We start from the raw sequence: 15,693 nt of genomic DNA on the forward strand, positions 1-15,693 counted from the left end.
ATGGCAAACATTTTACCATTTGCAGCATTAAGGCCTGCGCCGGGAAAAGCCGAGGCAGTTGCAGCACCTCCTTACGATGTATTGAACTCTGCCGAAGCTGCTGTAGCAGTGCAGGGTAATCCGGATAGTTTTCTGCACGTGACCAAATCAGAAATCGACCTCCCCGGAATTGCTGATATCCATAGTACGCCGGTATATGAAAAAGCGAAGGAGAACCTTGAGGCATTTATCCGGAAAGGGGTACTGTTCCGCGAGGACAAGCCATGTTATTATGTGTATGAACTAACCATGAACGGGAGATCACAAACGGGCCTTGTAGCGGTGAGCAGTGTTGAAGATTATGAAAACGGTATTATCAAGAAACACGAATTTACCAGGCCTGAAAAGGAGAATGACCGGATCAACCATATCCGCATTTCCGGTGCACAGACCGGGAATGTTTTCCTCGCCTACCGCGATGTTCCCGAAATCGATACGCTGATCGATGCCGCCAAACAACAGACCCCGTTGTATGACTTTGTGGCCCCAGACGGTATCAGTCACCGGGTTTGGGTAGTAAATGACCCTGCCAAGGTCACACAGATCACAACGCTTTTTGACACAAAGGTGCCACATACCTATATAGCTGATGGTCACCACCGGGCAGCATCCGCCGCGAAAGTGCGCCGGGGCCTGGATAAGGGTTACCACCAGCATGCTGATTATTTTCTGACCACCCTGTTTCCGGCCGGTCAGCTTTATATAATGGACTATAACCGCGTTGTAAAGGACCTGAATGGCCTGTCGGCGGAAGATTTCCTGCGCTCCCTTTATGATGACTTTGACGTGGAAAAAATGCCATCAGCATTTTCACCCACCCGCCTACACGAATTCGGGTTGTACCTGGGCGGGCAATGGTACAAACTGACTACCAAGGAAGGCCGCCATAATAGTGACCCCATCGGCATACTGGATGTGACCATCCTTTCTGAGCTCGTGCTGGATAAGATCCTTGGCATTTCGGACCAGCGGACAGACAAAAGAATTGATTTCGTTGGTGGTATCAGGGGATTGAAGGAACTGGAAAGAAGGGTGGATAACGGAGAAATGGCTGTTGCTTTCAGTCTTCATCCGGTAACAATCGAACAATTGTTCGATATTGCCGACAGTGGGAACATAATGCCACCCAAAAGCACCTGGTTTGAACCAAAGCTAAGGGATGGTTTGCTGACCCATCTCATTTATTCATGAAAGCATATCGCATGAACCGCGGTTATATGTTTGCCTTTCTGCTGATGTTCAGCCAGAGCGTGATCGGACAGACTGACTCGACCTCCCTTCGCGCACAGGCAAAGAACTATATGCAGCAAGGTGATTATCCCAATGCTACGCTGGTGCTTAAAAAAGCGCTGACGCAGTCACCAGGAGATGCAGATCTTCAAAATGACCTGCTTTTCAATTATTACCTGGCTGCTGACTATAGCCATGCAGTTGAATATGGAAAAGAGCTGACAGATAAACAGGGTGCCGATATCAGAAGTTTCCAGTTGCTGGGCATGACATACCGTGCCATTGAAGAATTGAAGGAATGTGAACGGCTGTACAGGAACGGGATCAAGTCCTTTCCCAATAGTGGTGTGTTGTATAATGAATATGGAGAACTGCTCCTCAATCAGAAAAAGCCCAGGGATGCCATACAGCAATGGGAAAAAGGAATACAGGTCGACCCGAATTATTCAGGGAACTATTACAATGCCACTAAATTCTACAATGCCAGTGCGGATAAGATATGGGCACTGATCTATGGGGAGATCTTTGTAAACATCGAAAGTTATAGCCGGAGAACCCCTGAGATCAAGGATGTCCTCCTGGATGCCTACAAGAAATACTATGTTCATGAGGGAGAACTGAAAGCGCCAAATCCCAACAATGCCTTTGAGCAATCCTTCGCCGGACTTCTGAACAAGCATGCGGCGGTGGTGGGTACCGGTGTTACGGCATCCTCCCTTACCATGCTGCGTACGAAGATCCTGCTTGACTGGTTCGAAAAGGAACCGGTGAAATATCCTTTCCGCCTTTTCGACTATCAGCGACAGCTCCTGAAAGACGGGTTATTTGATGCTTATAATCAATGGATCTTCGGCGCGGCGCAGGATCTCCCGGCATTTCAGCGATGGACACAGGCCAACCAGGCCGCCTATGACTCCTTTCTTGCCTTTCAGAAAGGCAGGATATTTAAAGTACCTCCTGGCCAGCAATACAGGTTTTAATGTAAGTAATTGATTATTAATATGTGCTATTCCGGAAAGGGAAGCATGCAAACGAATGTGGAAAACAATAACAATGTTTAAACACTAGTTAACCAAATCTGTAGTATATTTGTATATGCAAATGAAAAAATATACCATGAAAAAAGCATTCATCGCCGCCGCTGCACTCGCTGTATTCGCAGTGGCTTGTAACAATGGCGCTACTTCTGAACAGGCTGCTACAACCGAAAAACAAACTGCCGCAGAAGCAACCGGCCAAAACTTTAACATTGACACCACCGCCAGCCTGGTGGAATGGGCTGGTACTAAACCTATCGGTACCCATACCGGCACTTTCCATCTCTCCACAGGCAACTTCAGCGTGGAAAACGGACAGCTCAAAGCCGGATCTTTTACCATAGATATCAATTCCCTGAATAACCTTGATATGAAAGCCGGTGAAGGAAAAGAAAAACTGGAAGGTCACCTGAAAAGTGCCGACTTTTTTGACGCAACCAAGTACCCTACCGCAAAATTCGAGATCACCAGTGTAGAACCCCTGGCCAATGATTCTGCTGCCACACACCAGATCAGTGGAAATCTGACCCTGAAAGACAGCACCAAGAACGTAACATTCCCAGCCAAAGTAGTGGTTGCAGAAAATGGTGTAAAAGCTACCGCCAAATTCAGCATAGACCGTACCCAATGGGGACTGTTCTACGGCAATGACAAAAGCCTTGGCGACAAATTTATCCGTCCCGAGGTGGATATCACCCTGAACATTGCCGCCAACAAATTGTAAGGCGCTTTTTTCAGTGCAATGTGAAGTAGGATAACCGGTGGCGTTTGCTGCCGGTTTTTTATTGGATATCTGTCCTGATGCCTATATTTGAACGGATAACCAACCGCTCACAGATCGATTGCATATGGACCAGCCGAGAAGACTTTTTGATTGCCTGCCCCTGCTTCTGCAACAACAACCTGAATTATCCCTGTTTTCAGCTAAAGAAAATGGCGTTTGGGTGTCATATTCTGTCAGGCAGGTAGCCGACCTGGTTGACAAGTTCAGCGCCGGCCTCCTGGAACTGGGAGTATCTGCAGGAGACATGCAGCCCGAAAACCGGGACAAGATAGCAGTGATGGGTAAAAACCGCCCTGAATGGATGATGCTCGATCTTGCCGTTCAACAGATTGGCGCCATCCTCACCCCGGTTTATCCCACAATCAATGTTAAAGAACTGGCATTTGTATTAAACGATGCAAAGGTCAAAGCCATATTTGTGAATGATGCCGACCTGTTTGAAAAGGTAAAGGCCGTTCAGCCGGAAGTTCCCAGTCTTCAGCTGGTCTACAGCTTTGACGAAGTTGCCGGCATACCTTGCTGGAAAGAAATTCTTCATAAAAGTTCAACTGCCGCTATTTCAAAAATTGCCGCTATCGCTGGCAAAATAGCTTATGAAGATCTCGCTACCATTATTTATACATCCGGAACAACAGGCAACCCAAAAGGGGTAATGCTGTCACACAAAAATATCCTCAGCAATGTGATGGACAGCATTGATTGTGCCTTTAATGATATTGGTGTAAAAGGTCAGCGGGCACTCAGCTTTCTGCCGTTGAACCACATTTTCGAAAGAATGGTTACCTACATCTACCTTTTTTCGGGAACATCAATCTACTATGCTGAAAGCCTGGATACCATCGGGGAAAACCTGAAGGAAGTTCAGCCTACCCTTTTCACAACGGTTCCCCGCCTGCTGGAAAAGGTATACGAGAGGATAATGAGTAAGGGGCAGGAACTCACCGGCATCAAGAAAAAACTATTCTATTGGGCACATGACCTTGCAGACAGGTTTGAGCTGCATGGTAAGAACGGCCCATGGTACGCTTTGCAGCTTAGCATCGCCAACAAAATCATATTCAGCAAATGGCGCGAAGGCCTGGGCGGCAATGTAAAGGCGATCGTAACAGGAGGTGCGGCATGCCAGGTGAAACTGATCCGGATATTTACCGCTGCCAGGATTCCTATCCTGGAGGGATATGGCCTTACAGAAACTTCTCCCGTAATAGCGGTAAACCGGTATCCGGAATCAGGCAGGAAATTTGGCAGTGTGGGGCCACTCATCAGCCAGGTGTCCGTCAGAATCGCCGAAGATGGTGAGATTCTCTGCAAGGGCGATAATGTAATGATGGGGTACTACAAACACCCGGAAATGACGGCTGAAGTGCTTAAAGACGGATGGTTCAGTACAGGTGATATCGGCATGCTGGATGAAGGCAAATTCCTGAAGATTACGGATCGCAAAAAGGAAATGTTCAAAACCAGTGGCGGAAAATATGTTGCACCGCTTCCCATTGAAAACAAACTGAAAGAATCCATGTTTGTGGAGCAGCTGATCGTAATCGGTGCGGAAAGAAAATTCGTAGGCGCGCTCATCGTTCCATCCTTCAGTAACCTTAAAGAATGGTGCCGCAAGCATGGAATTTCCTATACGGAAAATGCTGAAATGATCCATCATCCGAAAGTGATCGGGTTATACAAAGACCTGGTGGAATCCTTCAACCAGTATTTTAATCACGTTGAACAGATCAAACGGTTTGAATTATTATCAACCGACTGGGGTATCGATACGGGTGAACTTACACCGAAACTGAGTCTAAAGCGAAAAGTGATCATGGAGAAATATAAGGAAGCTATTGACCGGATCTATCACTAGTTTACCTCAGCTTTTACGGATTCCCTGTTCAGAAATCGTGATCAGCTTCTGCCTGAACAGGTTTCCGATGGCCATTTTGAAAGTTTTCTTACTCATCCCGAAAACATTATAAATGTCTTCAGGATCGGACTTGTCGTGGTAAGGCAGGAAACCACCCTGCTGATCAAGCATTTCGAGTATCCTGCCGGCTTCCCCTCCTATCCGGTCATATCCCTGCCGGTCAAGTACCAGGTCAATCTTGTTTTCCGGCCGGATCGTCTTGATATATCCCTGCATCCGGTCGCCCACCTGGATATTGCGGAAAATATCAGAAAAATGAAGCACACCGGTATGCTGGCTGTTGATGATCAGTACATAACCGATATCGGTTCTCCTGTAAACAATAAGATCTACCGGGTCCTTTTCCTGAACAGTCAGCGTTTCATTTTGCAGAAATGATTCAATTTTTTCAGTTGCCGCCACTCTTCCTGTCTGTTCGTCAATATAGATTTTGACGATATAAACGCCGCCGGCACGCATGGGCAATAGCTGCTTTGAACGCGGCACAAAAATGTCTTTCATCAGGCCCCAGTCAAGGAACGCTCCCTGGGGGGTAACTGATACGGCCTTAAGCGGTACTATATCTCCGACCTTACCCATCGGCCGTTGGGTAGTAGCGATCAGGCGGTCTTCTGAATCATGGTAGACAAATACCTCCAACTCATCCCCCACGCGTACATTGTCAGGCACAAAACGTTTTGGCAACAAAATTCCCGTTGCCCCATCATCGAGGTATAAACCTATTCCCGTTTCGCGGACAACCTTTAACTGGTTAAAGTCACCCACTTTGATAGCCGGTTCAGCAGTATGCTCCATACGGTAAAGGTAATGTATCTTATTTTTGGTATTCAACCTATTGCATGGAGAAACATCATGTGGCCAGGATTAAATGCAGTGACAGAAAGGGACTGATTGCGGCTATTGCAGCCGTCCTCTACCGGCATGACCTCAATATTGTCGCGATGAAGGAATTCGTTGATATAAGTTCAGAAACTTTTTTTACCAGGTTGGAATTTGCGGGTACAATGAACCCTGAGCAGCTTACTGAAGACCTGGCTTCGGTTTTACCCGGAGACGCAGTTGTTAACATCATTCCGCGCAGAAAGAAAAAGATCGTGATTATGGTCACCAAAGAATACCATTGTCTTGGAGACCTGCTGGTGCGGCACTATTTCGGTGAACTGCATGCAGAAATTCTGGCGGTGATCGGCAACCACCCAATCCTTGAAGCATTCACCCATACTTTCCGGATCCCTTTCCACCATGTGAGTCACGAAGGGCGAAGCCAGGGACAGTTTGAAGCCGCTATGCTCACTATCCTGGACAGCTACTCTCCTGATTTTATTATACTGGCAAAATTCATGCGCATTCTCTCCCCCTCTTTTGTTTCCCGGTATCCCGAAAGGATCATCAATATCCATCACAGTTTTCTTCCCGCATTTGTGGGCGCAAGTCCGTATAAACAGGCATTTGAGCGTGGTGTAAAACTAATTGGCGCCACTGCCCATGTGGTGAACAATGACCTTGATGAGGGACCGATCATAACGCAAAAGATCATCCCCGTGCAACACGACGATGATCTCCGTGATATGGTGGAAGCCGGTCATGAGATCGAAAAATCTGTACTGGCTGACGCGCTGAAAATGATCCTCGAAGACAGGGTTTTTGTCAGCGGAAACAAGACTATTATTTTTTCCTGATCAAACGGGCTGCGAAACACTTCCCAGCAGGTCACGCAAGCGCACGCTGTTCATAGTCACCCATTGCCGGAACTGCCTGGTGCCCTGGTGAAGCGCGTAGGTTTCTATCATTTCAATCCTGCTGTCGGTCTGATACAAACGCTGTGCTTCAAACCAGTTAGCCTTCAGCGGGGCCTCAGCAAACGGCATCATGGCAAACTTTTCCTTTGGCAGATGGCGGTAGCGGACTTCCAGTTTGAGAACATCCCGTAATATCCGCGCATACTCATGGCAACGGCCGTCAAAACCAACAGCACCCACAGTCCGGTTAAGGTAGAGATTTCTGTGTTTCAGCAGTGCAAGTACCAATGGACCGATATCATCCAGTCCGATTGCTGCAAGCCGGCTGTTTCCCATAGGGAAGCTGAATGAAAGGCTGTCTTCACTGTCATCATCCGGCAGCAGGTAAGCTACCAGCTCCTCATACAACAGCCCGATATGCAGAAAGGTCACCGGCAATTTCAATAACCTTGCATACTCTTCCAGGGAAGCCCTGGCATCACTCACCGGCACCGGAAGGCGCCCATTGCTCAGCGCCGAGAAATTCCTGGCGGTAGACAACACCACATGATTAACACTGGTCTGACCGATCGCATCCAGCAGATTTTTTCCAGACATTGCCACGCCGGCAGCACCGTCATTGTCTGGCAGAAACCCGACTACCGCATCAACATCCACCAGTGCAACGCGCAACGACTCCATTTCGCTGAGATCACCTTCCGTCAATACTGCACCTTGACGCGCCAGTGACAGCGCCGCATTAGTCCGGCTATCCCTGCAAAAAGCCCGAACAGAATATTGGTTATCCTGGAGAAGCGCGCGGGTAACAGCCCTTCCCACGGAGCCTGTGGCCTCTGTGACCAAAACGATTTTCTTTGATTTCATGGCGATAAAGTTTAATACCGCCAATTTACTACCATTACAGGGGTGCCGCATATGGCCCTTGCATGAACTGCCTTTATTCCGGCTGGGCTGTGTAGAGCAACGGCATTACAACCATAAAGTGTTTTTCTCCTTCCATTACCTGGAATCCTTCCTGGCGCAGAAGCTTATATTTTGCCCGAATATTCTGCAAACCAATCTTTGTACTGCTTTCCTGCTGTTTCTTTCGCTGCAGGTTATTATTGACCACCAGCTTATGCCCGCTGGTTGTGAAGATCTCAATAAGGAGCGGCTGCTGTTTTGATACAATATTGTGTTTCACGGCATTCTCCACCACCAGTTGCAGGCTCAGTGAAGGCAACTGGTAAGCGTTGTACCGGCGGTCAATTTCAAAATTGAACTGCAACCCATCACCATGGCGGGTTTTCAGCAACCGGCAGTAACTGTCGATGAACTTCATCTCCGTTTCCAATGTTGCCAGCCCCCATTCATTGGTTCGCAACAGGTACCGGTACACTTTGGAAAGCTCATTGAGAAATGACTCCGCCTGCTGTTTGTCTTCTGAAATAAGGCTGGCCAGTGTATTGAAGCAATTGAACAGAAAATGCGGATTGACCTGACTTTTCAGGTTATCAAACTCCTGCTGGATGCTCATCTGTTCCATCTGTTCTTTCTCTGACAGGCTCTCTTTGTATTTTTCAAGGATGTACACCACTTCCCAGAGCGTCTCAAACACCAGGTTGACGCAAAGCCCCTGTACCAGGGCCCATTTGATGTCCTCAGCATTGATGTCATACCCGAATAGATGAAGCTGGTCGTAGAGAAAAAGGATGACAAAGATCGACGGCGTCATGACCAGTAAATTGACCAGCAGTTTATAGGCTACCCTTCTGCTGGTTTCTCTCAGTTCGGGAAAACGCGCTCTGATATAATGATCATATTGATAATGAAGATACCAGGAACCCATACCCAGCAGGAACAACAACGGAAAAGAAAATGCCCATAATTGCCACTCTGAATAAAGCCGGTCTCCGAACATGATCACGTGGAGCACATAGTCAATTACGGGCATCGAAATAATGAATCCATACAACTGGAATGCCGGTGGCCGGTAGAATTTCATATCACTACCTCCTTCTCTATAATAAGTGGCAGTATGATTTCCCGCTGCTCGGCACTTTCAATGATTTCCACCATGAGTTCATTCAAAAGACGATATTTATTGATCAGGTTGTCAAGACCCTCATCATAATCCATACCATCATGCCTTGATTTGTGATTCACATTGTTGCGGATGAGCAATTTGTTCTGGCCGCGGCTCCCGATATAGATACAAAGGGGAGCTTCCTGGCTCGCAGCGTTGCTGTAGATTATATTCTCAAGCACAACCTGAAGGCTGAGTGGCGGCAAATGCTGCTGCCTGTCTGCCGGCGACACTTCGAGTATCACCTGTATCGCAGGGCCAAACCGGGCCTTGATAAGGTACACATAAGATTGTACAAATTTCAACTCCTCCTCCACGGACACCAGGAATTCATCATCCCCCCGAAGCATATAGCGGTGTACCCGCGTCATCTCATTCAGGAATTTTTCGGCTTCCGATTCATCTTCGGCGATCAGGCTTGACAGTGAATTGAAACAATTGAACAGAAAATGCGGGTTGACCTGTCCCTTTAAACCGATCAGTTTGGTCTTCTGATAGGCATTCCGGAGTTTTTCCGTTTCCGTTACAGATTTTTTCCAGCCCTTCCAGTTTGCAACAGCCTCATTGATCAGCACAATAGTTATACTCGAGATACAGGAAAACAGGTAAACCCACCAGAAGTGCTGAAACAGGGAATTACAGCCGTGAAAAGGGAAAAGATCGTGGAAAGCATACAGGCCGGAAACCATCAGGATATTCATCAGAAAAAAGATCGGTAGCATTGCCGCAATCCGCCGGAAAAGATCACTGTTGTAAGGAAATCTTTTGCGGATAAGCATTGCTACCGAACGGTATACCAGGTAGATCCCGAATATATATGATGTTGTCAGTGCATAACGCAACAAAAAGGGAACCAGGCCGGAAAAATTGCATGCACCAAAGGTGATTGCATTGAGTCCGAATACGAAGGGGATCATGAACCAGACGAACCCGATCGGTTCAACCTTACTATATCTGTTTATGGCCATGGTTGTCCGGGGCGGACGTCCTCAAAAATAGTAAACCTCCTGCGTTATGGCCATTTTATTTCAGTTCTTTCAACCATTGTTCAGCAAAAGGCAGGGCGGTAGACTGCACTTCAGGGCCGGCCCGGAAAATCATCTTCCAGTCGCTTGACTTTCCTTCATACTGCGGATTTACAAAGCGTTTCTTACCATACTTCTCTTCAAGCTTCGCGCTAAAATCAACAGTTTTCGCCAGCTCCAGATATTTCGTAAGATAACTTTTCAGCCTCAGTTCAAATTTTTCAGGATACTCTTCTTCCCAGGTACGAACATCTTCTTCATACTGTTTCTGGCGTTGATCGTTTTCCATCTGCTGGTACTGATACATTCCCTTGATCATGGTATTGCCAGGCTTTTTATAGTCCTCGATCGTTTGCTTCAGCAGATCGATGGTTGGCCGCATCACTTTTTCCATATCCGGCATCTTCTTGATCGTCTCTTCGCTGTTTTTCACGCTCGTTTCCAGTTCAGCGATCTGCTCCTTACGGATTTCTTCTTCTGACTTATCCTTTTTCACCGGCGCCACAGGCTTCGAGTTCTCCCGGAGGTCACCATAGGCTTTTTTCAGATCGGCAGATTGTGAAAACTTTTTGGCATACTGCAGCAGGTCGGAAGTTACCGCAGCTCGATCGCCGGCAGCAATCGATTTCAGGTTTTTAATTCCGTAGTATTCCAGGTAGCCATTCAGAAAGCTGTTGCGCACTTTTTCCATGCCCTGCTGTTCTGTTATACCCAGTTTTTTCCAGAGATCCTCCGCCATCCTGGCAGAGCGCGTGAAGGAAAAGAGAAATAGGCTAAGGATACAAAGCAGAAAAGTAACGATAGATACCCTCAGCAGAAGGAGACTTTTTTGAAAGGATTGCTGTTTCATATTACAAGGTTTAATTGTTCAGATAAAGCGCATTCCGTATTGTTCGGTAAGCGTCAGGAAGTACTGGATCTGGGCTTCAGAAGGCGTTTGAAGCTCGCCGCTAAAGTCATCGTCACCGGGAACAGAAAGGGCATTATAAAAGCCGTCGATAAATCCCGGGGTGGCAATGAGCGTACATTTCACGCTATCGGAATGGATCGTGTAATGATGGGGAATATTGCGGGGAAGGAACACCGTATCACCGGGATTCGCCTCCCAGATATCATCTCCCACAAAAAAGCTCATACTGCCCTCATGAATGATAAACACTTCGTCTTCCCGGGTATGTAAATGCCGGGGTGGTTCGCTGCCGGCAACGGCTTCCAGGTCTGCCACCACAACAGCATTATTCGATTCTTCCCCGGTAAGCTTCCAAGTGATCATGGTGCCGGTAAACCATTTCTGTTTGGATCGTTTAGAAGTGATTGGCATAAGTTAAGGTTTGGAAGTTTGGAGTTTGGTGGTTTGGGAGTTGGCTTTCGTTGTCGTTACAGTAAGAGGGATAAGCCAATGGTGGGCACGTCCCCCGCAAAGTCTGGGCCTGGTGCATGATCAGCGGAAAAGGTTGTTTGATCATTGGAACTGCATGCTTCAGGCATTTCTCCGCAACAGGCTTCGCCGGCTGCTTTCGCTGCAACTGCGCCTGGCTGGCAGACCCGGGGGCCTGAGTCAGCCTGGAGACAGCTTATCGCCAGCAGCATGGTGAGAAGAATTATCTTTTTCATATCCTTGATTGCGGTAGCAAATTTGCCCCTGGAAAACCGGGTTTACAATAGCGGCATGCCTGAACTGTTGCGAAAACGGTATGAATTGCGTTTTCATTAAATTAGGACATGGATTACCTGAAACGCCGCATTATTGGCCCGCTGCTCCCCCTGCTGCTCCTGACACTTATCGTTACCACGGCGAAGCTTGCCGCACAGTCGCCTGGCGGCAGTGCCAACAGCCTTCAGTCAGCATTTGGAAAAAAATTCACCATGGGTGTAGCCGTTGGCCCCGCCGACCTTTCCGGCGAATCCGCCAAACTGATTCTGCAACAGTTCGGCAGCCTGACGCCGGAAAATGCCATGAAAATGGGTCCGGTACATCCCAGGGAAAATGAATACAACTGGAAAGCCGCTGATAGTATCGCCGCTTTTGCCCGGCGCCATGGTCTCAAACTACGTGGTCACACTTTGTGCTGGCATCAACAGGTCCCTTCCTGGATTTTCACCGATAACACAGGTGCCCCCGCAAACCGGTCGTTGGTGTTAAAGCGCCTGCATGATCATATCAAAACAGTTGTGGGACGGTACCGCGACATCGTTTATGCATGGGATGTGGTGAATGAAGCGATCAGTGATGCACCCGGTGAATACCTCCGGAACTCTCCGTGGTTAAGCATTTGCGGTGAAGAATATATAGCACTCGCTTTTCAGTGGGCCCATGAGGCGGACCCCGACGCACTGTTGTTTTACAACGACTATAACGAGATCGATTCCACGAAACGCAGCAAGATCATCCGGCTGGTGACCACCCTTCAGAAAAAGGGAGTGCCTGTTCACGGAATCGGCTTACAGGGCCATTGGGCGATAAATGAACCAACTCCTGAAATCCTGGATGCCTGCCTTCGGGATTTTACCGCTACAGGATTGCCCCTTCAGATCACGGAACTGGATGTTTCCGTTTACCCTAAAGAACACCAGGCCCGGTCAGCGCAGCCCTCCGACAGCAAGACAGCTTTTACCCCCGCCAAAGCCACAGCGCAGCAGGAACAATACCTGAACTGCTTCAGGATTTTTGGAAAATACCGGCAGATGATCCAGGCAATTACTTTCTGGAATGTATCGGACAAACATACCTGGCTGGATAACTTTCCAGTCAGGAACAGAAAAGACTATCCGCTGTTGTTCGATGTCAACCTGAAACCGAAACAGGCATATCATATCCTGCTGCAACATGCTACAGAAATACTGCCCTGACTAACCGGCACCACCTTTACTTAAATAACAGCGCGCCAGCAGTTGTCAGCTCGTCCTGGTTAATGGTATGTCCCATACCGGGATAGATCTTTTTGGTGACGGCAGCCTGCAGCGAAGTATACACTCCAGCCGTTTCCTCCACCCGCAAAACAGGTACATGCGGATCCGGATCACTGGTACCGAGAAACAAAGGCATACCGGCAAAATCACCCTTATAGCGATCTTTTTGCAACGATTCACCAATAAGGCCCCCTGTAAACGCGGCTGCTCCGCCGTACCGCTGCGCATGCCGGGCGAGACATTCCAGGAGAAGACATGCACCTTGTGAAAAGCCCATGAAGTAAAGATTTTCCGCGTTTTTGCCTGCCTCCAGCAACTCATCGATCAGACCCGTAACGAGGTCAACTGCCGATGATAACCAGGGCTCATTGCTGGTCTCCGGTGCCATAAAGGAATAGGGATACCAGGTGCTGTTGGTAGCCGCTGGAGCGAGCAAAGCAAAACCTGCTACGGGAAAGTAGCCGGCCAATCCAAGAATATCATTTGGTCCGGCTCCCCTGCCGTGCAGCAATATCAGCACTTTATCTGCAGTTGCCAGCGGCGCCCCGGCATGAACAATGTGTTTCCTGTGCATAATGACTATTGTACCAGTTGAGGAAGTTTTTTTTCAATCTGGGCCCTGTCAGACTCATATTGTTCAGGAAGTTTCAGATGCGTTCCCAACTCGGCCAGCGGCTCATCTACCGTGAAGCCAGGATTGTCTGTAGCCAGTTCAAACAACACGCCTCCCGGCTCGCGGAAGTACAATGAAAAGAAATAGTTACGGTCGATCTTTGGAGTTATATGCAGTCCGTACTGAACAATCTTTTCGCGGATTTTCATCAGCTCCTCATCGTTTCTTACGCGGAAAGCAACATGGTGGTTCGTGCCACCTGCGTTTAACCCGACCTTGCCTTCAGCATCTTCCTTCACATGCACATAATTGGCTGTATCAATGGTGTCTGTTCCAAACTTGTACAGGTTGCCCTCCTGACTGATCAATCGGTAACCCAACAGGTCAGTCAGCACTTTTGCAGTCGGATCAAGCTCCCTGACAGTCAACGTCACATGATGAAATCCCCGGTTGGCAACATCGCTGCCAATATCAGGAGTCACCCAGGGTTGGCGGGAATCCGGTGCAGCAGGAACCACCAGGCTGAGCACGAGGCCATCAGGATCCTGGAATGTAAGGGTCTTTTCTCCGAATACTTCACGCACTTCAACGTTTTCAACGCCGCCGGCTTTGAATCTCTCCTGCCAGAAACTCAGGCTTCCGTCCGGTACGGCATAACCGATTTCAGTAGCCATGCCAACACCCGTATACCCCTGGCGCACGTGTGTCCATGGAAAGAAAGTCAGAATGGTTCCGGGCGTTCCGTGTTCGTCGCCAAAATAAAAATGATACGTCCCGGGATCATCAAAATTCACGGTCTTCTTTACAAAACGCAGGCCGAGCTGTTTGCTATAAAAATCATAATTGCGTTGGGCTGCGCCGGCAATGGCAGTGATATGATGAATGCCGTAGATCCTGTTTTCCATACCGTAGGTTTATTGGCAAAGATATTGAAAGAGACACCGGGGACACTTTACTGATCCGCTGAAAAGATCATCTTTCCGTTTTTCCAGACAGATCCGATTGACCGGGTATTCAGGATATCCGCCACCGGATCAGCTGTCAGCAAAACGAAATCGGCAGTTTTGCCGGTGTCTATGCTTCCCGTATCTCCGGATAGGTCCACCAACGCAGCTGCATTTATGGTAGCAGCAGTCAGCACCTGAACTGTGGTCATACCAGCCTTTACCATCAGCTCCATTTCGTGATGCTCAGCAAATCCCTGGGCCCGGACAGGCAGCGCACCGGAATCCGTGCCGAGACATATAATAATGCCTGCTTCTGCAATGAGCCGCAGGTTTTGAGTGGCGATTTGCACCGCACGCCGGTTACGGTCATAAAGCTTTCCCTCTCGCACGGAACGCTGGTAATCCGGCGACCGGATCATATCTGCTACACCGGGCTCCAATGACCGGACAAAAAAGGGATCATTGATCCAGGAAGGCGTTTCGCCATAAGCAGTTGCATACACATCCAGGGTCAGGGTCGGGATATACCGCACACCCTTTGCTTTCATGTCCTGCAGCAACGTCTGGTCAATGATGCTGTCCCTGATGCTGTGCCCCAGTACATCCACTCCTGCGGCCACCAGCCGGCGGGCATCACCCAGGTAGAAAACATGGGCCACAACTTTCATCTGGTGCTGGTGAGCACGTTGTATTATCGCCTGGTAAATTTCAGGGGCCATTTTGGGCGCCCCGGTACCAAAATCATCCACCCAGATTTTGACAATGCCGATATTCATGCGATGCAGGCTGTCCACCGCTGTCACAGCTTCTCCGGTATTGGCCGGCCGGAATAACTTATCCATAGGAAATCCTGCACCTGGCGCTCCGCCAGGCATGCCAAAACCGTAGCCCGCAGAATACAACCGGGCACCGGGCAGTAAGCCCTGCCGTAGTGAATCATAAAGCCCTCGCGCAAATAAAAGGGGATGATCTGTTCCCATGGATAATACCTGCAAAACACCGAAACTGCTGTACTGTGCAAGCTGCCGGAGGATATTTTCGCGGGTATAATGTGCAGGTTCTATTGTGGTTCCTCTCAATGTGCCAATATGCACGTGGCCGCTTGTAAGCGCCGGTATCATATATTGGCCGTTTCCGTCAATCACCCTGGCGCCCTCCGGGACCCTGAAAGTTCCGATGGCGCTGAACCTGCCATCCCGGATCAGCACATCCGCTGCCTGGGTCCTTTTACCGCCAGTTACACCTGTTATCCTGACGTTCCGGATAACTAAAGGCTCGCGGTTACTGGTAACCGTGAATAACATGCAAAGCGAAAACAACAGGCTGATCATACCACCCTAATTTACAAAAACCAAACCACTGTGGACGCTTTTACCCGCCCTCTTTACC

The 15,693-nt window shown here is 48.6% G+C and carries 16 protein-coding genes; 6 read left to right on the forward strand and 10 right to left on the reverse strand.

Annotated features, from left to right (window positions below):
* The 4 genes from FPE01S_RS04490 (at position 1) to FPE01S_RS04505 (ending at position 4,945) form a co-directional block, all read left to right on the forward strand.
* Positions 1–1,230: a DUF1015 domain-containing protein gene (locus FPE01S_RS04490; RefSeq protein ID WP_046367647.1), complete on the forward strand. Its 1,230-nt coding sequence runs from the start codon at positions 1–3 to the stop codon at positions 1,228–1,230.
* Positions 1,227–2,249 (forward strand): tetratricopeptide repeat protein, encoded by a 1,023-nt coding sequence (locus FPE01S_RS04495; RefSeq protein ID WP_052955508.1) that lies wholly within the window; start codon positions 1,227–1,229, stop codon positions 2,247–2,249. Before FPE01S_RS04490 ends, FPE01S_RS04495 begins: the two co-directional genes overlap by 4 nt.
* 136 nt (positions 2,250–2,385) lie before the next feature.
* Positions 2,386–3,030: a YceI family protein gene (locus FPE01S_RS04500; protein ID WP_046368658.1), complete on the forward strand. Its 645-nt coding sequence runs from the start codon at positions 2,386–2,388 to the stop codon at positions 3,028–3,030.
* Positions 3,031–3,154: 124 nt separating this feature from the next.
* Positions 3,155–4,945 (forward strand): AMP-dependent synthetase/ligase, encoded by a 1,791-nt coding sequence (locus FPE01S_RS04505; protein WP_046367648.1) that lies wholly within the window; start codon positions 3,155–3,157, stop codon positions 4,943–4,945.
* 6 nt (positions 4,946–4,951) lie between these two features.
* Here the strand turns inward: FPE01S_RS04505 and FPE01S_RS04510 are convergent, their stop codons facing one another.
* On the reverse strand, positions 4,952–5,800 hold the full coding sequence (locus FPE01S_RS04510; RefSeq protein WP_046367649.1) for a CvfB family protein: 849 nt from the start codon (positions 5,798–5,800) through the stop codon (positions 4,952–4,954).
* Between the two features lie 44 nt (positions 5,801–5,844).
* Here FPE01S_RS04510 and purU point away from each other — a divergent pair, with 44 nt between their 5' ends.
* The gene (gene purU / locus FPE01S_RS04515; protein WP_046367650.1) at positions 5,845–6,684 is read left to right on the forward strand and encodes a formyltetrahydrofolate deformylase; all 840 of its coding nucleotides are present in this window, start codon (positions 5,845–5,847) and stop codon (positions 6,682–6,684) included.
* Here the strand turns inward: purU and FPE01S_RS04520 are convergent, their stop codons facing one another.
* The 6 genes from FPE01S_RS04520 to FPE01S_RS25820 form a co-directional block, all read right to left on the reverse strand.
* Positions 6,685–7,608 carry an NmrA family NAD(P)-binding protein gene (locus FPE01S_RS04520; RefSeq protein WP_046367651.1) on the reverse strand — a complete coding sequence of 308 codons (924 nt, stop codon included), beginning with the start codon at positions 7,606–7,608 and terminating at the stop codon, positions 6,685–6,687.
* Positions 7,609–7,681: 73 nt separating this feature from the next.
* Positions 7,682–8,728, reverse strand: a complete 1,047-nt coding sequence (locus tag FPE01S_RS04525) for a sensor histidine kinase (protein WP_046367652.1) — start codon at positions 8,726–8,728, stop codon at positions 7,682–7,684.
* Positions 8,725–9,777 carry a sensor histidine kinase gene (locus FPE01S_RS24620; RefSeq protein ID WP_052955510.1) on the reverse strand — a complete coding sequence of 351 codons (1,053 nt, stop codon included), beginning with the start codon at positions 9,775–9,777 and terminating at the stop codon, positions 8,725–8,727. Before FPE01S_RS24620 ends, FPE01S_RS04525 begins: the two co-directional genes overlap by 4 nt.
* 55 nt (positions 9,778–9,832) lie before the next feature.
* A complete protein-coding gene (locus FPE01S_RS04535) occupies positions 9,833–10,684 on the reverse strand; it encodes a hypothetical protein (RefSeq protein WP_046367653.1) in 852 nt (283 codons plus the stop codon).
* A gap of 18 nt (positions 10,685–10,702) precedes the next feature.
* Entirely contained in the window at positions 10,703–11,155 is a 453-nt protein-coding gene (locus FPE01S_RS24625; protein ID WP_052955511.1) for a cupin domain-containing protein, read from the reverse strand.
* 56 nt (positions 11,156–11,211) lie between these two features.
* Entirely contained in the window at positions 11,212–11,448 is a 237-nt protein-coding gene (locus FPE01S_RS25820; protein ID WP_157473895.1) for a hypothetical protein, read from the reverse strand.
* A 108-nt stretch (positions 11,449–11,556) separates the two neighbouring features.
* Between FPE01S_RS25820 and FPE01S_RS04550 the strand changes: the two genes are divergently transcribed.
* Entirely contained in the window at positions 11,557–12,684 is a 1,128-nt protein-coding gene (locus FPE01S_RS04550; RefSeq protein ID WP_046367655.1) for an endo-1,4-beta-xylanase, read from the forward strand.
* 16 nt (positions 12,685–12,700) lie between these two features.
* On the opposite strand, the gene FPE01S_RS04555 is transcribed toward FPE01S_RS04550, so the two are convergent.
* From FPE01S_RS04555 to FPE01S_RS04565, 3 genes are read right to left on the reverse strand one after another with little or no spacing between them, the layout of a single operon-like run.
* A complete protein-coding gene (locus tag FPE01S_RS04555) occupies positions 12,701–13,318 on the reverse strand; it encodes an alpha/beta hydrolase (protein WP_046367656.1) in 618 nt (205 codons plus the stop codon).
* 5 nt (positions 13,319–13,323) lie between these two features.
* Positions 13,324–14,262 carry a ring-cleaving dioxygenase gene (locus FPE01S_RS04560; RefSeq protein ID WP_046367657.1) on the reverse strand — a complete coding sequence of 313 codons (939 nt, stop codon included), beginning with the start codon at positions 14,260–14,262 and terminating at the stop codon, positions 13,324–13,326.
* A gap of 47 nt (positions 14,263–14,309) precedes the next feature.
* The gene (locus FPE01S_RS04565; RefSeq protein WP_046367658.1) at positions 14,310–15,635 is read right to left on the reverse strand and encodes an amidohydrolase family protein; all 1,326 of its coding nucleotides are present in this window, start codon (positions 15,633–15,635) and stop codon (positions 14,310–14,312) included.
* Positions 15,636–15,693: the final 58 nt, after the last annotated feature.

This window comes from Flavihumibacter petaseus NBRC 106054 (assembly GCF_000974785.1).
Taxonomy (GTDB): domain Bacteria; phylum Bacteroidota; class Bacteroidia; order Chitinophagales; family Chitinophagaceae; genus Flavihumibacter; species Flavihumibacter petaseus.

Coding starts and splice junctions, on each gene's coding strand:
- FPE01S_RS04490 (WP_046367647.1), top strand. CDS start 1: ATGGCAAACATTTTACCATTTGCAGCATTAAGGCCTGCGCCGGGAAAA.
- FPE01S_RS04495 (WP_052955508.1), top strand. CDS start 1,227: ATGAAAGCATATCGCATGAACCGCGGTTATATGTTTGCCTTTCTGCTG.
- FPE01S_RS04500 (WP_046368658.1), top strand. CDS start 2,386: ATGAAAAAAGCATTCATCGCCGCCGCTGCACTCGCTGTATTCGCAGTG.
- FPE01S_RS04505 (WP_046367648.1), top strand. CDS start 3,155: ATGGACCAGCCGAGAAGACTTTTTGATTGCCTGCCCCTGCTTCTGCAA.
- FPE01S_RS04510 (WP_046367649.1), bottom strand. CDS start 5,800: ATGGAGCATACTGCTGAACCGGCTATCAAAGTGGGTGACTTTAACCAG.
- purU (WP_046367650.1), top strand. CDS start 5,845: ATGGAGAAACATCATGTGGCCAGGATTAAATGCAGTGACAGAAAGGGA.
- FPE01S_RS04520 (WP_046367651.1), bottom strand. CDS start 7,608: ATGAAATCAAAGAAAATCGTTTTGGTCACAGAGGCCACAGGCTCCGTG.
- FPE01S_RS04525 (WP_046367652.1), bottom strand. CDS start 8,728: ATGAAATTCTACCGGCCACCGGCATTCCAGTTGTATGGATTCATTATT.
- FPE01S_RS24620 (WP_052955510.1), bottom strand. CDS start 9,777: ATGGCCATAAACAGATATAGTAAGGTTGAACCGATCGGGTTCGTCTGG.
- FPE01S_RS04535 (WP_046367653.1), bottom strand. CDS start 10,684: ATGAAACAGCAATCCTTTCAAAAAAGTCTCCTTCTGCTGAGGGTATCT.
- FPE01S_RS24625 (WP_052955511.1), bottom strand. CDS start 11,155: ATGCCAATCACTTCTAAACGATCCAAACAGAAATGGTTTACCGGCACC.
- FPE01S_RS25820 (WP_157473895.1), bottom strand. CDS start 11,448: ATGAAAAAGATAATTCTTCTCACCATGCTGCTGGCGATAAGCTGTCTC.
- FPE01S_RS04550 (WP_046367655.1), top strand. CDS start 11,557: ATGGATTACCTGAAACGCCGCATTATTGGCCCGCTGCTCCCCCTGCTG.
- FPE01S_RS04555 (WP_046367656.1), bottom strand. CDS start 13,318: ATGCACAGGAAACACATTGTTCATGCCGGGGCGCCGCTGGCAACTGCA.
- FPE01S_RS04560 (WP_046367657.1), bottom strand. CDS start 14,262: ATGGAAAACAGGATCTACGGCATTCATCATATCACTGCCATTGCCGGC.
- FPE01S_RS04565 (WP_046367658.1), bottom strand. CDS start 15,635: ATGATCAGCCTGTTGTTTTCGCTTTGCATGTTATTCACGGTTACCAGT.